Source organism: Paraliobacillus quinghaiensis, assembly GCF_003426025.1.
Classification (GTDB): Bacteria; Bacillota; Bacilli; order Bacillales; family Amphibacillaceae; genus Paraliobacillus_A; species Paraliobacillus_A quinghaiensis.
On the sequence record NZ_QJSH01000002.1, the window covers coordinates 221,778 to 242,610 of the forward strand.

21 protein-coding genes are annotated in these 20,833 nt (G+C 34.8%); 14 read left to right on the plus strand and 7 right to left on the minus strand.

The genetic code is table 11. The features are described 5' to 3' along the window. Positions 1-5: 5 nt before the first annotated feature. From D2K40_RS03100 to lepB, 3 genes are read right to left on the minus strand one after another with little or no spacing between them, the layout of a single operon-like run. Positions 6-1,142 (minus strand): S1C family serine protease, encoded by a 1,137-nt coding sequence (locus tag D2K40_RS03100; protein WP_117152884.1) that lies wholly within the window; start codon positions 1,140-1,142, stop codon positions 6-8. Positions 1,143-1,162: 20 nt separating this feature from the next. After that, the gene (locus D2K40_RS03105) at positions 1,163-2,305 is read right to left on the minus strand and encodes a tetratricopeptide repeat protein (RefSeq protein ID WP_117152886.1); all 1,143 of its coding nucleotides are present in this window, start codon (positions 2,303-2,305) and stop codon (positions 1,163-1,165) included. 33 nt (positions 2,306-2,338) lie between these two features. Beyond that, complete coding sequence (lepB, locus tag D2K40_RS03110) at positions 2,339-2,860, minus strand: signal peptidase I (protein ID WP_117152888.1); 522 nt, start codon at positions 2,858-2,860, stop codon at positions 2,339-2,341. A gap of 383 nt (positions 2,861-3,243) precedes the next feature. Here lepB and D2K40_RS03115 point away from each other — a divergent pair, with 383 nt between their 5' ends. Next, entirely contained in the window at positions 3,244-3,429 is a 186-nt protein-coding gene (locus D2K40_RS03115; protein WP_229666581.1) for an aspartyl-phosphate phosphatase Spo0E family protein, read from the plus strand. A 36-nt stretch (positions 3,430-3,465) separates the two neighbouring features. Here the strand turns inward: D2K40_RS03115 and D2K40_RS03120 are convergent, their stop codons facing one another. Further along, the gene (locus D2K40_RS03120) at positions 3,466-4,617 is read right to left on the minus strand and encodes an aminotransferase A (protein ID WP_117152890.1); all 1,152 of its coding nucleotides are present in this window, start codon (positions 4,615-4,617) and stop codon (positions 3,466-3,468) included. Between the two features lie 119 nt (positions 4,618-4,736). On the opposite strand from D2K40_RS03120, the gene D2K40_RS03125 reads away from it, so the two are divergent. The 3 genes from D2K40_RS03125 to D2K40_RS03135 all read left to right on the plus strand — a co-directional run bounded on the left by D2K40_RS03125 (position 4,737) and on the right by D2K40_RS03135 (position 6,382). Next, complete coding sequence (locus D2K40_RS03125) at positions 4,737-4,886, plus strand: FbpB family small basic protein (protein ID WP_117152892.1); 150 nt, start codon at positions 4,737-4,739, stop codon at positions 4,884-4,886. 158 nt (positions 4,887-5,044) lie between these two features. Beyond that, positions 5,045-5,896 carry a patatin-like phospholipase family protein gene (locus D2K40_RS03130; protein ID WP_117152894.1) on the plus strand — a complete coding sequence of 284 codons (852 nt, stop codon included), beginning with the start codon at positions 5,045-5,047 and terminating at the stop codon, positions 5,894-5,896. Positions 5,897-5,977: 81 nt separating this feature from the next. Continuing rightward, positions 5,978-6,382, plus strand: coding sequence for a hypothetical protein (locus tag D2K40_RS03135; RefSeq protein WP_117152896.1), 405 nt, complete (start codon positions 5,978-5,980; stop codon positions 6,380-6,382). Between the two features lie 18 nt (positions 6,383-6,400). Here the strand turns inward: D2K40_RS03135 and D2K40_RS03140 are convergent, their stop codons facing one another. Then, entirely contained in the window at positions 6,401-6,862 is a 462-nt protein-coding gene (locus D2K40_RS03140; RefSeq protein ID WP_117152898.1) for a YkyB family protein, read from the minus strand. A 332-nt stretch (positions 6,863-7,194) separates the two neighbouring features. On the opposite strand from D2K40_RS03140, the gene cbpB reads away from it, so the two are divergent. From cbpB to D2K40_RS03160, 4 genes are all read left to right on the plus strand, one after another. Next, complete coding sequence (cbpB, locus tag D2K40_RS03145; protein ID WP_117152900.1) at positions 7,195-7,650, plus strand: cyclic-di-AMP-binding protein CbpB; 456 nt, start codon at positions 7,195-7,197, stop codon at positions 7,648-7,650. Positions 7,651-7,774: 124 nt separating this feature from the next. Next, entirely contained in the window at positions 7,775-8,497 is a 723-nt protein-coding gene (dapD, locus tag D2K40_RS03150; RefSeq protein WP_117152902.1) for a 2,3,4,5-tetrahydropyridine-2,6-dicarboxylate N-acetyltransferase, read from the plus strand. A gap of 160 nt (positions 8,498-8,657) precedes the next feature. Next, positions 8,658-9,773, plus strand: a complete 1,116-nt coding sequence (locus D2K40_RS03155) for an N-acetyldiaminopimelate deacetylase (protein ID WP_117152904.1) — start codon at positions 8,658-8,660, stop codon at positions 9,771-9,773. Positions 9,774-9,849: 76 nt separating this feature from the next. After that, a complete protein-coding gene (locus tag D2K40_RS03160; protein WP_117152906.1) occupies positions 9,850-10,086 on the plus strand; it encodes a YkuS family protein in 237 nt (78 codons plus the stop codon). A gap of 50 nt (positions 10,087-10,136) precedes the next feature. Here the strand turns inward: D2K40_RS03160 and D2K40_RS03165 are convergent, their stop codons facing one another. Next, on the minus strand, positions 10,137-10,973 hold the full coding sequence (locus tag D2K40_RS03165; RefSeq protein ID WP_117152908.1) for a mechanosensitive ion channel family protein: 837 nt from the start codon (positions 10,971-10,973) through the stop codon (positions 10,137-10,139). Between the two features lie 229 nt (positions 10,974-11,202). Between D2K40_RS03165 and D2K40_RS03170 the strand changes: the two genes are divergently transcribed. From D2K40_RS03170 to D2K40_RS03195, 6 genes are all read left to right on the plus strand, one after another. Continuing rightward, positions 11,203-11,745, plus strand: a complete 543-nt coding sequence (locus tag D2K40_RS03170) for a peroxiredoxin (RefSeq protein WP_117152910.1) — start codon at positions 11,203-11,205, stop codon at positions 11,743-11,745. An 83-nt stretch (positions 11,746-11,828) separates the two neighbouring features. Continuing rightward, complete coding sequence (locus tag D2K40_RS03175; protein WP_117152912.1) at positions 11,829-12,278, plus strand: TlpA family protein disulfide reductase; 450 nt, start codon at positions 11,829-11,831, stop codon at positions 12,276-12,278. Positions 12,279-12,455: 177 nt separating this feature from the next. After that, the gene (locus D2K40_RS03180) at positions 12,456-14,201 is read left to right on the plus strand and encodes an ABC transporter ATP-binding protein (protein ID WP_117152914.1); all 1,746 of its coding nucleotides are present in this window, start codon (positions 12,456-12,458) and stop codon (positions 14,199-14,201) included. A gap of 15 nt (positions 14,202-14,216) precedes the next feature. Beyond that, positions 14,217-16,046 carry an ABC transporter ATP-binding protein gene (locus D2K40_RS03185; RefSeq protein WP_117152916.1) on the plus strand — a complete coding sequence of 610 codons (1,830 nt, stop codon included), beginning with the start codon at positions 14,217-14,219 and terminating at the stop codon, positions 16,044-16,046. Between the two features lie 707 nt (positions 16,047-16,753). After that, positions 16,754-18,082 carry a group II intron reverse transcriptase/maturase gene (gene ltrA / locus D2K40_RS03190; RefSeq protein ID WP_117152918.1) on the plus strand — a complete coding sequence of 443 codons (1,329 nt, stop codon included), beginning with the start codon at positions 16,754-16,756 and terminating at the stop codon, positions 18,080-18,082. A gap of 359 nt (positions 18,083-18,441) precedes the next feature. Then, positions 18,442-19,116, plus strand: coding sequence for a potassium channel family protein (locus tag D2K40_RS03195; protein WP_117152920.1), 675 nt, complete (start codon positions 18,442-18,444; stop codon positions 19,114-19,116). A gap of 48 nt (positions 19,117-19,164) precedes the next feature. Here the strand turns inward: D2K40_RS03195 and rnjA are convergent, their stop codons facing one another. Then, the gene (gene rnjA, locus D2K40_RS03200; protein ID WP_117152922.1) at positions 19,165-20,832 is read right to left on the minus strand and encodes a ribonuclease J1; all 1,668 of its coding nucleotides are present in this window, start codon (positions 20,830-20,832) and stop codon (positions 19,165-19,167) included. Between the last annotated feature and the right edge of the window lies 1 nt (position 20,833).

Here is a 20,833-nt window from a genome sequence, read left to right on the forward strand (position 1 = left end):
AAATTTTAATCCGTTACCTCTTGTTTTTCTAGGTGAATAATTTTTAGTTGATCATTTTCATAGCCAACTGTAAATGTGTATAACAATTTTTTTTCTTTGTTTTCTGAATTGACATCAACAGAAGTAACTGTAAGGTCAACAACCACCTGTTCTTTGCCTTTCAGATAGTTTGTTTTCATGTCATTCATTTCTAATGAAACATGATGGATGTAGTTTTCACGAAAGTCAGTATACGTTGTATCTGTTTGTAAACTACTTCCAAGAAGGGCATAAGCATTTATATAATCACGAATTAGAATACTTTCAAAAAAGTAATTAATAAGATATGCTGCATCATCTTGAAATTGTTCTGGTTCAATTCTTGTATCAAAGGAACCATTTGGATATATCAACTCACTATCACTTGTCGACTGTGACCATTCTCTAACATCATCTAGGATATGTTCAATCGGTATACTAAACGCAATTCCACTATCATCAATACCAGCAGCATTGACACCAACAACTTCTCCTGTTGTTCGATCAATAAGTGGGCCACCACTATTACCGTGTGTGATATTTGCAGAGATTTGAAAGACATTGTCATAAGAAAAATCATCGATTTGGAATGAACGATTAGTCCCAGAGATAATTCCGAGTGAAACGGAATTTTGAAAACCTAAGGGACTACCTAACGCGATTATTTCATCTCCAACACGTAATCGATTAGTTGTGGCAATATCAATAGGTGCTTGATTGATTAACTGTGGTACTCGGATAACAGCGATATCTTTTTTATCACCTATCCCAACTATAGCAGCTTGATATGTTTCAGCGTTGGACATGGTAACTGTAATGGCTTCTGCATCTTTGATAACATGTGCGTTAGTTATAATATCGCCGTTTGTGTTATATAAGAAACCAGAGCCAGTTTTTTCGCTTTGGTCAGTTTCAACGGTTATTTTCACCACATTTTTTTGAGTTTCATGAATAATAGTTTGTAAATCTTGTGATGTGTTTGTTTCTTTTTTTGTGTATGCAACTGCATTTTCAATTTTGAGTGGAGTAGATGACCAATGGTTTTGGATAAGAAAAAGCATGCTTATTGCCCCTGATATGAAAATAAGGCTTAATAAAATAGGTAAGTAAATTTTTTTGTTCATCTTATTTCTCCTTGTTTAGCTTAATCAAGAAACCAAGTAATGGTATCTATTTCAACTTGATGTACTTGTTTGTTATCTAAGTCAAAGTGTGTGAAATCAAACTGTCCTTGTTCATCAGGATATAATGTTTCAGGGTAGACATAAGTCTCGTTTGATACTATACGCTCACCATCTTCATCTAAAATATGATAGATGACACTAATCGTATTAATAGGAACGGTTGCTACACTTTTTAACTCACCAGATACAACGATGTTATTTTGATCATCTTTACTTAGTGTTATATTAATTAGTTCAACAGCATCATTTTCATTTCGCTCTTGTTCCTCTGCTACAGCAGACATTGCCTGTTCAATTCTTTGTTCTTCCGCTGTCTCAAAAGCTGTTTTTTCTTTTTCGATTGTTGTTTTCAAGCTTAATAGTTTCTCTGAATTTGGAGCATAACGCAAACCATTTTCTACAACAGATCGTGCAAGGGAATATTGTTTTTCCTGAATATGCTGATTCGCTTTTGTTGATGTATAGGCAATAAGTTGCTCTCTGATTGATTGAGCAATTTCTTCCGCTTCAGGATCTTGAATACCTTCTGCTTCCCATAAAATAGTTTGCAAGGTAGTGATACTAGGTTCATTTGCTAATTTAGCTTTTACCTTTTCAAGTTGAATGTTTACTTGAGCATTGTTTAATTTTTCTTGTAATTGTTCGACAGCCTTACCAGAATAATTGCTTAATTCTTTTTTTCCTTCGTTAATTAGCATTAAAGATTCTTGATAATCTGTATTTTCTACATTAAGATCTTCTTCAATTATAATTGCTAACTTTGTATAATCTCGAAGTTCTATTGCGGCAGGAAAGTTTTCCTTATGCTCAAGCGCGTTATTCAATGATGTTAGTGTTTGTTGATAGTCCCCATTTAATAGATACGCTTCAGCTTCCTTATAGGATTCTAACGCTTGTTCTGTCTGTTCTTGTAAATAATAATAATAACCTACACAAATTCCAGATAGAGCTATAAAGATAGCTAGTGATATATATATGAAACGAGACATGTTTTTCTTGGGCATTAATCTTAAATCGATATCTTCTGGAAGTTTTTTACCACAGTGAACACAAAAGGATTCATCTTCTTTTGTAGTGCTACCACAATATGGACAATAAGACAATTTTAACACCTACCTCTTGATGTAATAAATATATTATTCTAGTGATTGCCATTCAGAAAAAGGGAAAATAACAAATTCTGAGCGGCCAATGATTTCATCTCTTGCTATGACACCTAAACCATTTCTACTATCTATACTAAGTTGCCGATTATCTCCCATTACAAAATAACTATCCTCTGGAATTGTAACAGGGCCAAAATCGGGGGTATTGAAAGTTTGAGATGTAGTAATGAAAGATTGATGGTAAATAGTGTTATTAATTAATAGCTGTTGATCTCTTATTTCAATTGTTTCATTTGGTAGACCAATAATACGTTTAACATAGTTTCTTATAGGTCGTTTAATAATGACAATATCACCACGGTTGGGCTCGGCATTCATGTAAGCAATTTTATTATAAACGATACGCTCACCACTATTTAGAGTAGGGTACATACTCTTCCCTTCAATAATGGAGGTTGAAAAAACAAAAACACGCAATAAAAAGACCAGAATAAGGGTTGCAAAGAGTACTTTTCCCAATTCAATCCAGATCTTTTTTTGTTTCTGTGTCATCTGCTACACCCCTTTTGTTGTAAATAAATCCTGCTAGTAAATATTAATGTTTAAATAATGTGGCATAAAGGGTAGAATAACATATATAGTTCTCTATTCTAGTGTATCATAGTAGGCAATTAAATGGTTTAACAAAAGTTTAGGGAATTAAGTTTGTTCAAAAATTTCAGTAAAAATGACACATTGAATTTCTTCGGTTACTTGCACATGTTATTTCTTGTAACAAGGTATACATTTTAGTGCTTTAGAGCTACATTGCCCACAAATTCTTGTGTTTTGAACACGCAGTAATTATTTAATTCTATGTAAGGCATCTAGTTATGTTGAGTTTTTTTCTGGAACCACTTTGTAATATAGTAAAATAAATCTGGGAGGTAGCTCGATTGAAAAAGTACGAGTCGCAGTGTTTGCTTATCCAAATAGAAACCTTACGAAAAAAAATGATCGAGGTTACCGTAGAAAAAGGATTTACTAGTCAAGAATCTATAGAGTTAAGTCAACAATTGGATAGGTTATTAAATGATTATGAAAAAAATAGAGATAAATACTATCAAAGCATTAAAAGTTAAGAGAGAGGATTAACCCTCTCTCTTAACTTTTATCTTTTAATTTGATTTTAGGATAAATTTTTCTAACCTGTTTAATCCTTCTTCTAATGTTTCCATACTATATGCATAAGACAAGCGTAGGTATCCTTGTCCATAACTACTAAATGCATCTCCTGGTACAAGTGCTAAGCCAACGTCATTTACCATCTTTACTGCAAAATCAAATGATGAAAGGCTCGTATCTATTTTAAAAAAGAAATAAAATGCTCCATCTGGTTTTATTACTTCTACTCCCATTTTTTTAAGTCGTTCATTGACGTAATCTCTTCTTGTCACATATGCTTGTCTCATTTCTTTAGGATCGTTTTTACCATTTGTGAATGCCTCTAATGCAGCATACTGACTAATTGAGGTAGCACATGACACATTATATTGATGTACTTTTAATATGTGTTTTGCCAACCAAATTGGTGCAAGTAAATAGCCAATACGCCAACCAGTCATTGCATGGGACTTTGATAAGCCATTAATGACGATCGTCTTCATTTTCACTTGATCAAGCTGTGCAATAGAGAAATGTTCCTCTTCATATGTAAGAGTGCTATAGATCTCATCTGCAATGATAAAAATATCTTTCTTTTCTATTACATTTGCGATCGCTGTTAATTCTTGTTTGTTAAGTGTTACCCCAGTAGGATTAGATGGATAGGGGAGGATAACACATTTTGTTTTGTCTGTAATATGCGCTTCCAATTGTTGGGCAGTTAATTTGAAGTTGCTGTCCCTTGTATCAATGTAAATTGGCTTACCACCAGCCAATTTTATCAATGGTTCATAGCCTGGATAAACCGGTCCTGGTAATAAAACTTCGTCACCTGGTTGAATAATCGTTCTTAATGTGATATCAATTGCTTGTGATGCACCGACTGTTACGATGATTTCATCTGGCTCATAGTCCAAATGATAATATTCATTAACATAATCGCCAATAGCTTCTCGTAAAGGTAATACCCCTGCATTATGAGTATACACCGTTTGATTATGTTCAATAGCTTCAATTGCTGCTGTTTTAATATGGTCAGGTGTATTAAAATCAGGTTGTCCGATCGTTAAAGAGAGAATATTTTCTCTACCTCCAACCATATTAAAAAACTTCCTTATTCCAGAAATTTCTATATCCAGTACGTTAGGGCTTAATAAATGCTCCATAAGAATGCCTCCTATAAAAAATCTTATAATTTAGACTTATTTGAAATTGAAATATATGTTATAATGAAAGCGGTTAATCACAGTAAGATTATACATTAAATTGATAAGGAGTGTTTTTCTTGCGTGTCCGTAAAGTTACATTTGAAGAATTAGTTAATCAAAATAAACAAGAACTATTAAATGATAAGTTAGCCATGGAAAAATTGGAAGAAAACTTAGATGAAAGACAAACAACATTGACTGAACAAAAACAAAATTACGTAAATTGATCATACCATATCGAATAGATTCTAGACAAAAAATTCTCTCTGCCACTTTTATGCAGAGGGATTTTTTAATTCATTCATTGCTGGCTAGCTAATATTGTATAATAAGGTGTGACGTATTAGAATATAAAAATATTAATTTGTTGAAGGAGATGTAGGGTATGGATCAGGTAGGATTAATTTTAGAAGGTGGTGGCATGAGAGGGACATATTCAGCAGGAGTTCTTGACTTCTTTTATGATAAGGGTATCGATATCCCATATGTTGTTGGTACTTCTGCCGGTGCTTGTGTCGCGACATCATATCTATCTAAGCAAAGAAATCGAAATTATAAAGTTTTCGTTGAGTATGGGAGTCATCCGGAATATATTTCATATAAACGATTAATAAAGAAAGGTCAATTGTTCGGGATGGACTTTATTTTTGACACGATACCTAATAAATTAGTTCCATTTGATTTTGAAACCTTTCAAAATAACAATAGTAAGCTTGTTATTGGAACAACTGATATTGTGTGTGGAGAATCGGTATTCTATGATACTTTTAATAGTAAAGAAGAACTATTAAAGGTTGTGCGTGCATCAAGTTCGATACCCTTCGTAGCATCAAGTATTTCCTATAATGGAAGAGAGTTGATGGATGGCGGGATAAGTACTCCTATTCCTATTGATCAGTCGATTGAAGCTGGAAATAAGAAGCATGTCATTATCTTAACTAGGAATAAAGGATATTTAAAGAATAAGCTGAAGTTTATACGAATTTTAAGAAAAAAATACAAGCAGTATCCAGGTTTAGTAAAAGCTTTGGAAGAACGGCACGGAAAGTATAATGAAACATTAGAAAAAATTAATAAGATGGAAAAGAATAAAGAAGCCTTTGTCATTCGTCCAGAGAAACCTCTTAAAGTTAGTCGGATTGAAACGAATAAACAAAGATTACATGATCTCTATATTCAAGGATATCATGAAGCTGAGAGTAAAATGGAGCAACTACAACACTTTTTGAATAAGTAACTCGAGCAGTAGAGGCTGTTTGAAAGATCATAAGAATGGACATACTATTTTGTAATAGTGATAGGGAAAGGGTGTACACTGTTGCAAATAGTAGAGTTATTTATAAATGATAGAAGTATAGTAGGATTTACATGGTTTAAGAAGGTACAGTTGTATTCGCTTGGGTTGGAAGATCAACAGATCAATTACTTAATAGGATTATTCTGTATCGGGGTATTGTTTATTGTAGTTCATCCTTTGATCGTTTTCTTAGTAGGTTTGGAATGGAAGCATTTGTTAACGTTCCTAATTACTATCCTGATATTTTCCAACATAGTAGCATTAGGGTACTTGTATCGAACTGTTAATGGGAGTGGTATGAAAGGTTTTTCGGAAATGACATTTATATTACTTGATATAGTGAGTTTAGGTATTATTCTGGCGATTGTCTTGTTAGCAAACAGTATAGTCGCATACTTAAAACAGCATAAGTCAAACTCCAATTAACTTATGCTGTTTAGCTATTCATCGTTTGCGTTTATTCTTAAAATAGGATTGATTCCAATTCCCAAGTGATGAAGGGGTATAGTAGGTAGAACATCTTTTATTTTCATTTGGTACAGGGATGCCTAAATAAGCACAAACTATTCTTTTCGCTTGTGATAGTGACATTTGTGTCTTTGGGTTTCTGTAGTTTTTATCAACATTACCCAGATGTTCAACTTCTTTGAAATCCTGTTTATTCGGAGGAATATGGAAATAATAGTTTCCTACCTTTACTAGTAGTGTAGAGTGCTGACGACTTAATTTGGGGCGGTCTGAGAAATGGAGGCCGATTTTTTGTGCGTCATTATTTTTTAGTAATTTAGTAATTGCATCTTTTTTAATCGTGTACAGCTCTCGTGGATTAAGTGCTGTTTTAGCATGTCGATTAATAATAAATATAGCTTTTGCAATTTCTTCGATGTTTGTAGTTTTATGATTCACTATTTATCCTCCTTTCTATGCATCGGAACGTGTATGATGTTAGGATTAAATATAATATCATTAAAATTAAGATAGATTTAACTGGAACTATTTTAACATTTTCCATACAAAAATACTATAATTACTTGGCAAAACTTTGGAGTTAATAAAAGAAGAAATAATAAAATAAGAGATCATATCAGCGGAACTTTTTTTATGAAATTGAACAGTATGCCACGTGAAAAATGATAATGTTTAATTGGTGTCTTGTTTGTATTTGTGGTAAAATACTAATGTGATGTGATTTCACGTGAACTTACTCCTTCAACTGCTTGTTAAAGGGAGTGGATAAAATGAATGATGTTAAACTACTACCGTTATTAAATATCACCGCTGAATCTTTGATGATCCCATCAGAAAAAGTAGCCCACGTACAAATGAATAACCCATTAGAACATGCTTTATTAATACTTGTTAAGTCTGGGTATTCTGCTGTACCAGTATTAGACACATCTTATAAATTCAAAGGCACAATTGGAAAGAACATTATTTTAAATCGTATTCTTGGATTAGAACGTTTTGAAATGGAGAAACTGTCTGAAGTTAGAGTCGATGAGGTTGTGAATCAAACAATCCCATGTGTACAAAAACAAGATGACTTTTTAACTTGCTTAAAAACAGTTATTGATTATCCATTTGTCTGCGTTGTTGACCAAGAAGGTTATTTCGACGGTATTTTAACGAGAAGAGCCATATTAAAGCAGTTGAATAAATACATTCACGTCAATAAAGATCTGTTTAAAGCCTAAATTAAAAAAAGACGAATAGGTTGTAGTTGATTAGTAGAATGGCAAATAAAGCAGCGTACTTGTCAACTACATAGTCTATCTGATAATGTAAAGAAAATTATATGAAATGTTGGAGGTAGTAAAGATGAATATGATGGATGCAAATGAGATTATTTCATTTATTTCAAATAGTAAAAAGTCAACACCTGTAAAAGTATACGTAAAAGGTAACAATTTAAATGAAATTCAATTTAGTAACGAAGTTCAAGCTTTTGTTCAAGCTGAAACAGGTGTACTATTTGGAGAATGGAAAGTAATCAAAGAAGCTTTGGATACATATAAAGGTCAAATTGAAGATTACGTAATTGAGAATGATCGAAGAAATTCAGCAATTCCACTATTAGATTTAAAAGGAATAAATGCACGAATTGAGCCTGGTGTTATTATCCGTGATCAAGTAGAAATTGGTGAAGGTGCTGTCATTATGATGGGAGCTATGATCAATATCGGTTCGGTTATTGGAGAAGGCACTATGATTGATATGAACGCGACGCTGGGCGGACGAGCTACTGTAGGTAAAAATTGCCATGTTGGAGCAGGAGCAGTGTTAGCAGGCGTAATTGAGCCACCTTCTGCAAGTCCTGTTGTAATTGAGGATGGCGTTGTAATAGGGGCAAATGCTGTTGTACTTGAAGGCGTACGTGTTGGTGAAGGAGCGGTTATCGCTGCTGGAGCAATTGTTACAAAAGATGTTGAGCCACATACAGTTGTAGCTGGTACACCAGCGAAAATGATTAAAAAAATTGATGATCAAACAAAATCTAAGACAGAAATTATGCAAGCTCTTCGCAAATTAGATGAGGAGTAAGATTTTATACTAAAAAAGTAGGGGGTATTTATCTCCTGCTTTTTTTAGATAAGGCTAATTTTTCAAACAGTGACATTCTATGTTAATTTAGTCATAAAAACAACGCAGGTTTATAGAAAACCGTTTTAGGTATTAATTGGGTTAACTAGGAGTGAATGATATGAATGAGGAACAGTTAGTTAAGATTAGAAGGGATCTACATCAGATACCTGAATTAGGGTTTCAAGAAGTGAAAACACAGTCCTATCTACTAGAGCAAATTGCTTTAATGCCGCAAGAAGCTTTGACTATAGAGGAGTGGAAAACTGGTATCTTGGTAAAAGTGAAAGGAACTAATTCAACTAAAACACTTGGCTATCGTACAGATATTGATGGCTTGCCTGTATTTGAGGAAACAGAATTACCTTTTGTATCACAACATACAGGTAAGATGCATGCATGTGGCCATGATCTACATATGACAATAGCACTTGGTGTATTAGCACAATTAGCAGAAAAACCTGCTGAAAATGATATTGTCTTTGTTTTTCAGCCTGCAGAAGAAGGACCAGGTGGTGCACTACCAATGGTTGAATCGGAAAGTTTTAAATCATTCAAACCAGATGGGATTATGGCACTACATATTGCTCCTGAACTATCAGTTGGAACTGTTTCTACTAGAGCAGGACTTTTATTTGCTAATACTAGTGAATTATTTATTGATTTTAAAGGGAAAGGTGGGCATGCTGCTTATCCACATCTAACACACGATATGGTAGTTGCTGCTAGTAATTTTGTTACACAATTACAACAAGTAGTAGCTAGGAAATTGGATCCTTTGGAAAGTGCTGTTGTAACAATTGGTAAGATAACTGGTGGCACTGTGCAAAATGTAATTGCAGAAAACGCGAGATTAGAAGGCACAATTCGAACAGCGAATGCAGCTGTTATTAATGAAATCAAAGAGACAATTGAACTTATGGCGAAGGGATTTGAGCGTAGCCATCATTGTGAAATTACTATTGATTATGGCTCAAATTATTATCAAGTCTATAATACCAAAGACTATGTTGATCGCTTTAGACATGTAATACGTAATACAAATGCAAATTGGCATGATGCGGCACCTGCAATGACTGGAGAAGACTTCGGTTATTTCTTACGCGACATTCCAGGGTTTATGTTTTGGTTAGGTGTTAATTCACCATTTGGCTTACACCATAGTAAGCTTAATCCAGATGAAAAGGCTATATTAGTGGGAGTAGAAGTAGTAGAAGCCGCTTTGCGTCAATTGTGACTCAAATTTTTGTATAGATTTTAACACGGTGCATAAACTAACTTTTGAAATTAAGTAAGAAGTGGAGGAAGTTATAATGAGACGTGTTGGAGTAGAAGGTACATTATCTGATGTTAAAGGTGCTTTGCAGGAAAAAGGCTATGATGTTGTTGATTTAAAGCAAGAACAAGACGTAACAAATTGTGATTGTTGTGTAATATCAGGTCAAGATAAGGATGTAATGGGAATGCAAACAACCAATTTCGCTGGTAAGGTAATCAATGCGGATGGCATGTCAGCAGATGAAGTTTGTCAACAAGTTGATTCAATCTAGTAATGAAAGAAGCACCCTTTATCATAAAGGGTGCTTCTTTTCGTTACGATTTAATTATTTTCTTTCGTAATATTTACTTGATGTGGGAATGGAATTTCAATACCAGACGCATCAAATTCTTCTTTAATTCGTTTGCGGATATCACGTTCGGCTGCCCATTGTTCCATATTTTCGGTGCGCCCTAAGACACGTAGCACAACTTCAGATGAACCAAAACTTTGTACTCCTAATACATCTGGACCTTCCACAAAACGCTGATCTTGTTGAAATTCATCACAAATCTTTTGTAGTACAGCCATTGCTTGGTCGATATTATCGTCATAGCTAATACCAATATCAACTAATGCGCGCATTGTACCACGTGAATGATTGCTGATTCCTTCTAATTGTCGATTTGGAATGAAGTTTAAAGTTCCATCAAAACTTCTGATTTTAGTAGTTCGCAAGCCAACCTCTTCAACAATGCCACTGTAACCTGCAGTAGTTACATATTCATCTACCTCTATCTGCTTTTCTAATAAAATAAAGAATCCAGTCACAACATCACTAACAAGCCCTTGAGCACCAAAACCAATTGCAAGACCAATAATACCGGCACCAGCAATTAATGGAGCTAGGTCAATTTCAAAAACACCGAATACCATTGTGATAAATATAAACAATAAGACATAAGTGTAAATATTTTGGATCAGCTTTTCTAAAGTTTTTGTTCTAGCGGGGGAGATATTTTCTCTGTTCCCTGCCTTTGCTAATGTGTTAGAGATGATTTTCTTCCCAAGCGGTGCAACAATTACAAATATAATCACTAGAAAAATAATTTTTATTGCGCCAGCCAAAAATGGATATGTTTCTGTAAAGTTACTAAGATCAAATCCGAATAAACTCATATATGTATACCCCTTTCTAATTGTCACATTATAGCTTAAAGAATTATGACGTAATAATCAAATAATACCCCTTAATCCAAAAGTTTAAGCATGAAATTTTATATTTTTCTGCTAAGTTGTATAGACTATATGTAGTAAACTTAATTTTTATTTAGTTGTTAATTCTAAACATGTGAGTTAAGTAAAGAAATTAATTTACATAGATATACAAATAGAGGAGGATTTTGAAATGGCTGAACGTATGGTAGCAAAACAAGCACCTCGTTTTGAAATGGAAGCAGTGCTTGCTAACAAGGAATTTGGCAAAGTATCTTTAGAAGAATTGATGAAAGAAGATAAATGGACGGTGTTGTTCTTTTATCCAATGGATTTTACGCATGTATGTCCAACAGAAATTACAGCGTTGTCAGATCGTTATGATGAATTTGAGGATTTAGACACTGAGGTAATTGGTGTATCAACAGATACGATTCATACACACTTAGCATGGATTAAAACATCTCGTGATGATAATGGACTAGGGGACCTTGCTTACCCATTAGCTGCAGATACGAATCATAAAGTATCTGAACAATATGGTGTGTTAGTGGAAGAAGAAGGAGTTGCTCTTCGTGGGTTGTTTATCATTAGCCCTGAAGGTGAATTACAATACCAAGTGGTAACCCACAATAATATTGGACGTGATGTTGATGAAACATTACGTGTTCTTCAAGCGCTTCAAACTGGTGGTCTTTGCCCTGCTAACTGGAAACCAGGCCAAGAAACTTTATAAAAAAATGATGAAAGGGTCTAACTAAATGTTAGGCCTTTTTAAAACAAGCAACCAATTAATAAAAGATCAAGGAGTTGTCAGTAATGAAATTAAGAACCCCAATGCCAGAATTAGATGGCGCGACAGAATGGTTAAATGGAGAGGTAACGAAAGCAGATCTTGTTGGAGATAAACCAACACTTATACATTTTTGGTCTGTAAGTTGTGGTTTATGTAAAGAAGCAATGCCAAATGTAAATGAATTCCGTGATGAATATAAAGATCAATTAAACGTAATCGCAGTGCATATGCCGCGTTCTGAAAAAGATTTAGACCTAGAACAGGTCAAAGAAGTTGCAGCTGAACATGACATTACACAACCAATTTATGTGGATAATAAACATACCTTAACAGATAACTTTGAAAATCAATATGTTCCTGCTTACTATGTATTTGATGAAGAAGGTAATCTTCGTCATTTTCAAGCAGGCGGTGGCGGCATGAAAATGCTTCGTAAACGTGTAAATCGTGTATTGGGAAATAATGAAAAATAACAAACAGGGTGCTCCAGAAATTTAGGAGCATCTTTTTTATTAAATTAAAAATCATGTTTCCGTCTAAAGACTGATTTTTAAAATTTTTTAAAAAAATAAAGCAAAATGGTGGTAATTTATTTCGGAAACCGATATATTTATAGTTACGAAAAAAGAAAAAAGGGGAGGGGATTTTGATTGGAAACGTTTAAAAAATTACAACAATACTATTGGCCATTTAAAAAATATTTTTTTGGCTCTTTATTTTTTGTCATTATTGTTACGGCAATCACAGTAGTATATCCAATTATTTTGCAACAGACAATTGATAATGTTGTATTAGATGGAGAATATGGACTTATTCCTTATTTAGCTATTGGCTTCTTTTTACTAATGATTATAAAGGGAATTGCTAATTTCTCACAACAATACTTAGGTGATCTTTTTGGCGTTACATCTGTTTATAAATTACGAGATGGTCTTTATAAGAAACTACAACGTCTCTCTTTTACGTATTATGACAATGCCAGAACTGGGGATTTAATGTCTCGTCTTACGATGGATGTAGAAGGATTTAAATTTTTCTTAGCCGCTGGATTGAAAGAATTCGTTCGTATTGTATTACTGATAGTAATTAGTTTGTCTGTTATGTTTTACTACTCTGTGCCATTAGCACTTGTCACAATGGCAGCTATGCCGTTTTTAGCAGTAGTAGTTCGCAGATTTGATAAAAAGGTACACCCAGCTTTTCGTAAAGTACGTAAAACGCTTGGTCGCTTAAATACACGGATCCAAGAAAATGTAAGTGGTATTAATACGGTTAAATCATTATCAAAAGAGAATTTTGAAATTGATCGTTTTACTACGAATAACAAAGAATACCGAGAAGTGAATATTAAGACTTCTAATTTATGGGCAAAGTACTTTCCTTTTATGGAGTTTATCGGTAACTTCTGTATGGTAGCTCTATTAATTTTTGGTGGCTATCTTGTTATCAATGATTCATTATCACTAGGGGAATTAGTTGCATTTTTTAGTTTAGTTAGTTATATTTTAGGACCTTTGATGTACCTTGGATTTATTGTTAACCAATTTTCTCAAGCGAAAGCAGCAGGTGAAAGGTTATTAGAAATTCTAGAAGCTGATGAAGATATCCATGAAAAAGAAGATGCTATTATACCTGATTCGATTAAAGGGCATGTTTCTTTTGAAAATGTTACATTACAATACACAGAAGATGATGATGTAGCATTAAAAAATATAACTTTTGATGCACCACCTGGAAAAATTATCGGTTTGATCGGAGCAACAGGATCGGGGAAAACAAGTATAACGCAACTAATGACGCGTTTTTATGAACCCCAGTCTGGTCAAGTATTAATTGATGGTAAACCATCGAGTGATTATAACATTAAAGCATTACGTAGTCATATCGGGTTTGTGTTACAAGAATCATTTTTATTTTCAACATCGATTAGAGACAATATTGCATACGGAAATCCAACAGCAGAAATGGATGACATTATTGCAGCTGCTAAAGGTGCACAAGCGCATGATTTTATTATGGAAATGCCTCAAGGGTATGACACGATGCTTGGGGAAAGAGGTATGGGCTTATCTGGTGGTCAGAAGCAACGGATAGCTATTGCAAGAGCAATTTTAATAGATCCAAGTATCTTAGTTTTAGATGATGCTACTTCTGCTGTTGACATGGAGACAGAATTTAAGATTCAAAAAGCACTTAAGAAAGTGATGCAAGGGCGAACAACATTTATAATCGCACACCGTATTTCGTCTTTAAAACATGCGGATGAGATCCTAGTCTTAGATGATGGAGCGATTGTTGAACGTGGTACACACGAGCAATTACTTGATAATGGTGGACCATATCAACGTATATATGACATTCAATATCAAGATAAAAAAGCAATCATGACAAATTAAAAAGGGGGGAGTAATTTGGCTAAACAAGAAAAAGAAAAATATCAAAGTCCACACTTGAAAAGGTTCTATTATCCATTAGATCGAGCTGTGGAAAAGCCGTTTAATTGGAAGCAGATGACAAGATTATTGCTGTATGTAAAACCATATGCAAAAACACTGCTACCTGGTGCAATGCTAGCAATGCTTATAACTACACTGGTTCGTTTAGCAGTACCAATTTTAATCGGACAATTGGTGATAGATGTAGCAATTAAAGATGAGAATGTGACACTATTAACCTATTTAATCATTATCATCTCTGTTATGTATGTATTAAGTTATCTAGGAAACCATTTCAGGATAAAATGGGTTAATATTTTAGGACAAAAAGTTATCCATGATCTGCGTAGACAATTATTCTCACATGTTCAACGCTTGTCGCATAACTTTTTTGATAAGCGTTCTGCTGGATCAATCTTAGTTCGGATTCTAAATGATGTTAATTCACTACAGGAGCTATTTACAAACGGGATTATTAACTTATTGATGGATATAGTGATGTTGGTAGGTATTATTGTAATATTATTTACGTTAAGTCCACAACTTGCCCTGGCAGTGTTAATTATTCTACCACTTATGTTTTATATTTCGACTAAACTTAGAAGAAATATTCGTCGATCGTGGCAAAATGTTCGGATACAAAAGTCACGCTTGAATTCACACTTAAATGAAAGTATGCAAGGAATTCGGATTACACAATCTTTTTCACAGGAGAGCGAAAATACGGAATACTTTGATGGTGTAAACACTGATAACTTTGAAACAGAACGTCTAGCCATGAAAAAGAGTGCGTATTTTGGACCATTTGTAGAGATGAGTAATGCAATTGGTACTGTTATTTTAATCTCATTTGGAGCGCATTTAATTCTTAACAATACAATAGAAATAGGTGATTTTGTTTCGTTTGCCTTTTACTTAGGAATGTTCTGGGAGCCAATTTCACGTCTTGGTCAAATTTATAATCAGTTGTTGGTAGCGATGGCTTCATCTGAACGTATATTTGAATTTTTAGATGAACAACCGAATGTTGAAGAAAAAGCAAATGCACGAGAATTTACTGATATGAAGGGTCATATCGAATTTGATCATGTTGAATTTTCTTACGACGATGATCGTGTTGCTTTACATGAGATTTCATTAGAGATGAAAGTTGGTCAGACAGTCGCACTGGTGGGGCACACTGGTTCAGGTAAATCAACAATCGCAAACTTAATTAGCCGATTTTATGATCCGACAAAAGGTACAGTTAAAATCGATGGCAATGATTTACGAGATATGAAGCTTGATAGCTTAAGGAATAACATTAGTGTTGTCTTACAAGATACGTTTATCTTCTCAGGATCCATAATAGAAAATATCCGATTTGGTAGACCAACAGCTACTGATGAAGAAGTGAAAGAAGCGGCAAAAGTTGTGGGTGCCCATGACTTTATTCTGAGATTAGCTGATGGATATGAGACTGAAGTGGAAGAGAGAGGTAACATTTTATCTGCAGGTGAAAGACAATTATTATCATTTGCACGTGCTTTATTAGCAAATCCGCGTATCTTAATACTTGATGAGGCAACAGCAAGTATTGATACGGAAACAGAAGTTAAGATCCAAAAGGCACTCAAAAAATTATTACATGGACGTACAGCTATTATGATTGCTCACCGACTATCAACGATTCGAGAGGCAGATAATATTATTGTATTAGAACATGGTAGAATTTTAGAGCAAGGAAACCATGATGAATTAATGAAACATCGTGGCGAATATTACGGTTTAGTTAAATCACAATTTGAAATGCTAGAAGAATTATAGAATAGTCCCCATTACAAATTTGTAATGGGGATTTCTTTGAGTCTAGGTCCTTTAACTGACTAATATCAGTTATTTTTATGATGGTTTTTATTGCGTATTAGATATAAAATGCGCATTAGCTAACTAGTAACGTAAGTTACTTACCCGCTACGTCATCAGATGGATTCTCTTTCCGTGGGCTCAGTCTCAGGTGCGGCCGAGCATAGGTCGTAACATATAACGGGTGTGATTCCCGTCAAGTAAGAACTAACCATTCACTTGTAGCGAGTCTTGGAGGGCAGATGGTAACATACTGCCTTTAAGCGTAGACAGCTAGGTAATGGGCCGAAAACCAAATGGTTGAAGGGATAGAGCTTCGAAAAGTGCCCAAAACTGGGAAGGTCGATGTGTTCTGAGACACAGAAGACAATATTATTCTTCTCGTATATGGTGAGAGAAGGATAACTTCCCCGGAGTCGAAGACCTTGGCACGTTACACATTGATATGTTACGGCAACTCGGGAGATCCTTTAGGTCTCTCTGATTGAACTCTTTCAGAAGAGTAATGGCGAACAAGCGATAACAAAGTGAGGGCTGCCAAACGCTTAAAGGAAGTCGGATAACGGCATAGTACCAATGAAGTCAGGTAATTCTGATGGAGGAAAGGCTGTTACCTGTCATCAACCTTGATAGAGAAACATAATCCATACACAGAGGTGGGTATAATTATGGAAACGAAACTTAATAGGATAACAGAATTAGCTAAAACAGATGAAAACCTTGTGTTTACATCATTAGTCCATCTACTAAATAAGGACAACTTAAAACAATGCCATCACCAATTACCGAAAGGTAAAGCAGCAGGAGTAAACGGCACGACAAAACAAATGTATGAAGAGAATCTAGAGAATAATATTGAGAACCTAGTTGAGCGACTGAAGAAAATGGCCTATCGACCAGTACCGGTGAAGCGTACCTATATCGGAAAACCAGGATCAATAAAGAAACGACCGTTAGGTATTCCGGAATTTGAAGATAAAATCGTACAATCAGGCATCACTAGAATCTTAAACGCTATTTATGAGAATGATTTTCTAGATTGCTCTTTTGGTTTTCGACCGCAGAGAAACTGTCATGATGCATTAAAGATTCTAAATGTATACATTGAAAGAAGAAAAACGAATTATGTAGTAGATGCTGATATTAAAGGATTTTTTGATCATGTAAGCCACGACTGGATGATGAAATTTCTTCGTCACCGTATCAATGACCCAAAACTACTTCGTATTATAGCCAGATTCTTAAAAGGTGGCTATATGGAAGAAGGAAAGTACTTTGATACAGACAAAGGAACGCCGCAAGGCGGCGTTATATCACCTATTCTAGCGAATATATACTTGCATTATGTCTTGGACCTCTGGTTTGAAAAAGTAGTAAAGAAAAAGTGCAAAGGACAAGCTTATATGGTGCGTTATGCAGATGATTTTGTGTGTTGCTTTCAGTATAAAGAAGACGCCAACCTATTCTATGATGAGCTCATTCAAAGGTTAAGCAAATTTCAACTAGAAATTGCAGAAGAGAAAACGAAGATTATTTCGTTCGGTCCCTTTGCTTTGAGAGATGCAAATCGGAATGGAAAGAAGAAACCATCCACGTTCGATTTTCTTGGATTCACACACTATTGTGGGGAAAGCAAGAAAGGAAACTTTAGAGTAAAGCGGAAAAGTAGTAAAAAGAAAGTGGATGCAAAATTGAAGCAACATAAAGCCTGGTTAAAAGCACATCGAACAATGGACATAAAGAATATAATGCTTAGGATACATCAATCGCTAGTAGGATACTATAATTATTATTGTATTACGGATAATTATAAAGCAGTCAAGTACTTCCTGTATCATGTGGAACTGCTGCTATTCAAATGGATGAACCGAAGGAGTCAACGGAAATCCTTTAGTTGGGATAAATTTCGACTGTTTCTTCAGAGATATCCATTACCTAAGCCGACAATAAAAGGTAGCATCTATAATCTTAGGCAACATATATCTTATACTCTGTGAAAGGTGGTAGGAAGAGCCGTGTGCGTAAATAGCGCACGCACGGTTCTGTGAGGAGTGAGGAACACTTCAGGAACAAGAAGTGTTCCCGCTTACTCGACCTAACTCGGAGGCAAAAAACGCCTCCGAGTTAGCTGAAGCCGTGCCTGCGGAAAGGGAGTCAATTTCATTTGAGGAGCGGTAACTTATATTCTATTCACTGACTAAACGGTTTAGTTTCTTAATGCGTATTTATATAAACTGTGCAGATAGGTAAGGGGTAATGAATAGGTGTAGTTGTACAAAATATTAGAGTCAGTACTCCCTATTTTTTGAAAAATATGATAGACTATGCTCAGGATTGTTGTTCGAGGAGGAAAACCATGAAAAGAGAGTTTGCAGTAATAGGATTAGGTCGCTTTGGCGGTAGCATTTGCCGAGAATTAAGCGAAGAAGGCATGGAAGTGCTTGCAATCGATACACAAGAAGAGAAAGTTAACGAATTTAAGGAAATAGCGTCACATGCGGTAATAGCAGATGCGCAAGATGAAAAAGTGTTGAAGGAATTGGGTATTCGAAATATTGACCATGTTATAGTTGCTATTGGTGATAATATTCAAGCAAGTATTTTAACAACATTGATGTTAAAGGAATTAGGAATAAAAAAAATAACGGTGAAAGCTCAAAATGATTATCATGAAAAAGTTCTAAATAAAATTGGTGCTGATCAAGTAGTGCATCCGGAAAGAGATATGGGAAGAAGGATCGCGCACAGTATCATATCCAATAATATATTAGATCACCTAGAATTGTCTGATGACCATAGCATTGTTGAGGTAAAAGCCGGCACTAAAATGATTGGACAGAATTTAGTTGATTTAGATATCCGTGCTAATTATGGATGTAACGTTGTAGCAATTAAACATGGAAAAACAAATGAAATTAATGTTTCACCTATGGCAACAGAAGTAATTGAACCAGGAGATATTTTAATTGTAATAGGGGCAGATAAAGATATTTCTCGATTTGAAAAACATTTAGTCGTAGATGATGAATAAATAAACAAAAAACCGGGGGATCCCCGGTTTTTTTGTTTTACACAAATATTAAACTTCCATAATAATTGGTAGAACCATCGGACGACGCTTTGTTTTATCAAACAAGAATGGTGCAATGGTATCTGTTATTTCATTTTTAATTTCAGACCATTGTGTTGTCTTTCTTTCCATTACTTTATCCAGATGAGCAGATACAAGCTTTTGTGCTTCATTAATTAAGTCTTCAGATTCTCTCATATAGACAAAACCTCTTGAAATGATATCTGGTCCAGAAGCAATTTTGAATTCTTTCATATTAATGCTCACAACAACAATTACAAGCCCTTCTTCTGATAGAATACGACGATCACGTAATACTATATTACCGATATCACCGATACCACTACCATCTACATATATAGCGCCTGAAGGAATCTTGCCAGCAACAGCAGCTTTTTCCTTACCGAGTGCTAATACATCACCATTATCCATGATGAATGAGTTGCCAGGTGCCACATCACAAGCTTCTGCATGTTTTGTATGTTCTTTTAACATACGATACTCACCATGAATCGGCATAAAGAATTTTGGACGTAATAAACGTAACATTAACTTCTGTTCTTCTTGTCCACCATGGCCTGATGTATGAATATCATTTAAAGCACCATGGATAACCTCTGCACCATTGTGTGAAAGCTTGTTAATAATTCTATTAATACTTACTGTGTTTCCAGGAATTGGTGAAGATGAGAATACGACCGTATCGCCAGGGATTGTTTGGATTTGTCGGTGTGTTCCATTTGCAATTCTTGATAAGGCCGCCATTGGTTCACCTTGAGAGCCTGTACATAGAATTGTTACTTCATTGGCTGGAAGACGATTGATTTGATGTGCATCAATAAATATATTTTCAGGTGCTTTAATATAACCGAGTTCACGTCCAATCGCAATCGATGCTTCCATACTTCTTCCGAAAACCGCAACTTTACGACCATTTTTAACGGCGCCATCAACTATTTGCTGTAATCTATAAATGTTAGAAGCAAATGTTGCAAAGATGAGTCTTCCGTCAACGCGTGTAAAAATCTCATTAATGCTATCACTTACTACACTTTCAGAGATTGTAAAGCCAGGCACTTCACTATTTGTACTGTCAGACAATAAGCAAAGTACACCTTCTTTTCCTACTTCAGCCATTTTAGCAATGTTAGCAGGTTCTCCTACTGGTGTGAAGTCAAATTTAAAGTCACCAGTGTGAACAATATTTCCAGGTGGTGTTTTTACTACTATTCCATATGAATCAGGTATGCTATGTGTTGTTCTAAAAAATGTTACAGATGTTTTTCTGAATTTAATAATATCATCTTCTTGAAAAGCGTGAAGCTTAGCGTTTCGCAATAAACCATGTTCCTCTAGTTTATTTTTAATTAATCCAAGTGCAAGTTTTCCAGCGTAAATTGGAATATTGATTTCTCTTAATAGGTATGGAATACCACCAATGTGATCTTCGTGACCATGTGTGATAAAAAGCCCTTTAATTTTATCTTGATTTTGCACAAGATAGGTGTAATCAGGAATGACATAGTCAATGCCTAATAGTTCATCTTCAGGAAATTTAATACCAGCGTCTATTAAAATAATTTCATCCTGAAACTGAATACCATACGTATTCTTTCCGATTTCTCCTAATCCACCTAATGCAAATACAGCCGATTGATCATTTTTTACGAATTTCATA

Bases quoted from the DNA above. Each gene is read 5' to 3' on its own strand.
- D2K40_RS03100 (WP_117152884.1), bottom strand. From the start codon at position 1,142: ATGAACAAAAAAATTTACTTACCTATTTTATTAAGCCTTATTTTCATA.
- lepB (WP_117152888.1), bottom strand. From the start codon at position 2,860: ATGACACAGAAACAAAAAAAGATCTGGATTGAATTGGGAAAAGTACTC.
- D2K40_RS03120 (WP_117152890.1), bottom strand. From the start codon at position 4,617: ATGGAGCATTTATTAAGCCCTAACGTACTGGATATAGAAATTTCTGGA.
- D2K40_RS03130 (WP_117152894.1), top strand. From the start codon at position 5,045: ATGGATCAGGTAGGATTAATTTTAGAAGGTGGTGGCATGAGAGGGACA.
- cbpB (WP_117152900.1), top strand. From the start codon at position 7,195: ATGAATGATGTTAAACTACTACCGTTATTAAATATCACCGCTGAATCT.
- dapD (WP_117152902.1), top strand. From the start codon at position 7,775: ATGAATATGATGGATGCAAATGAGATTATTTCATTTATTTCAAATAGT.
- D2K40_RS03155 (WP_117152904.1), top strand. From the start codon at position 8,658: ATGAATGAGGAACAGTTAGTTAAGATTAGAAGGGATCTACATCAGATA.
- D2K40_RS03160 (WP_117152906.1), top strand. From the start codon at position 9,850: ATGAGACGTGTTGGAGTAGAAGGTACATTATCTGATGTTAAAGGTGCT.
- D2K40_RS03165 (WP_117152908.1), bottom strand. From the start codon at position 10,973: ATGAGTTTATTCGGATTTGATCTTAGTAACTTTACAGAAACATATCCA.
- D2K40_RS03170 (WP_117152910.1), top strand. From the start codon at position 11,203: ATGGCTGAACGTATGGTAGCAAAACAAGCACCTCGTTTTGAAATGGAA.
- D2K40_RS03175 (WP_117152912.1), top strand. From the start codon at position 11,829: ATGAAATTAAGAACCCCAATGCCAGAATTAGATGGCGCGACAGAATGG.
- ltrA (WP_117152918.1), top strand. From the start codon at position 16,754: ATGGAAACGAAACTTAATAGGATAACAGAATTAGCTAAAACAGATGAA.
- D2K40_RS03195 (WP_117152920.1), top strand. From the start codon at position 18,442: ATGAAAAGAGAGTTTGCAGTAATAGGATTAGGTCGCTTTGGCGGTAGC.
- rnjA (WP_117152922.1), bottom strand. From the start codon at position 20,832: ATGAAATTCGTAAAAAATGATCAATCGGCTGTATTTGCATTAGGTGGA.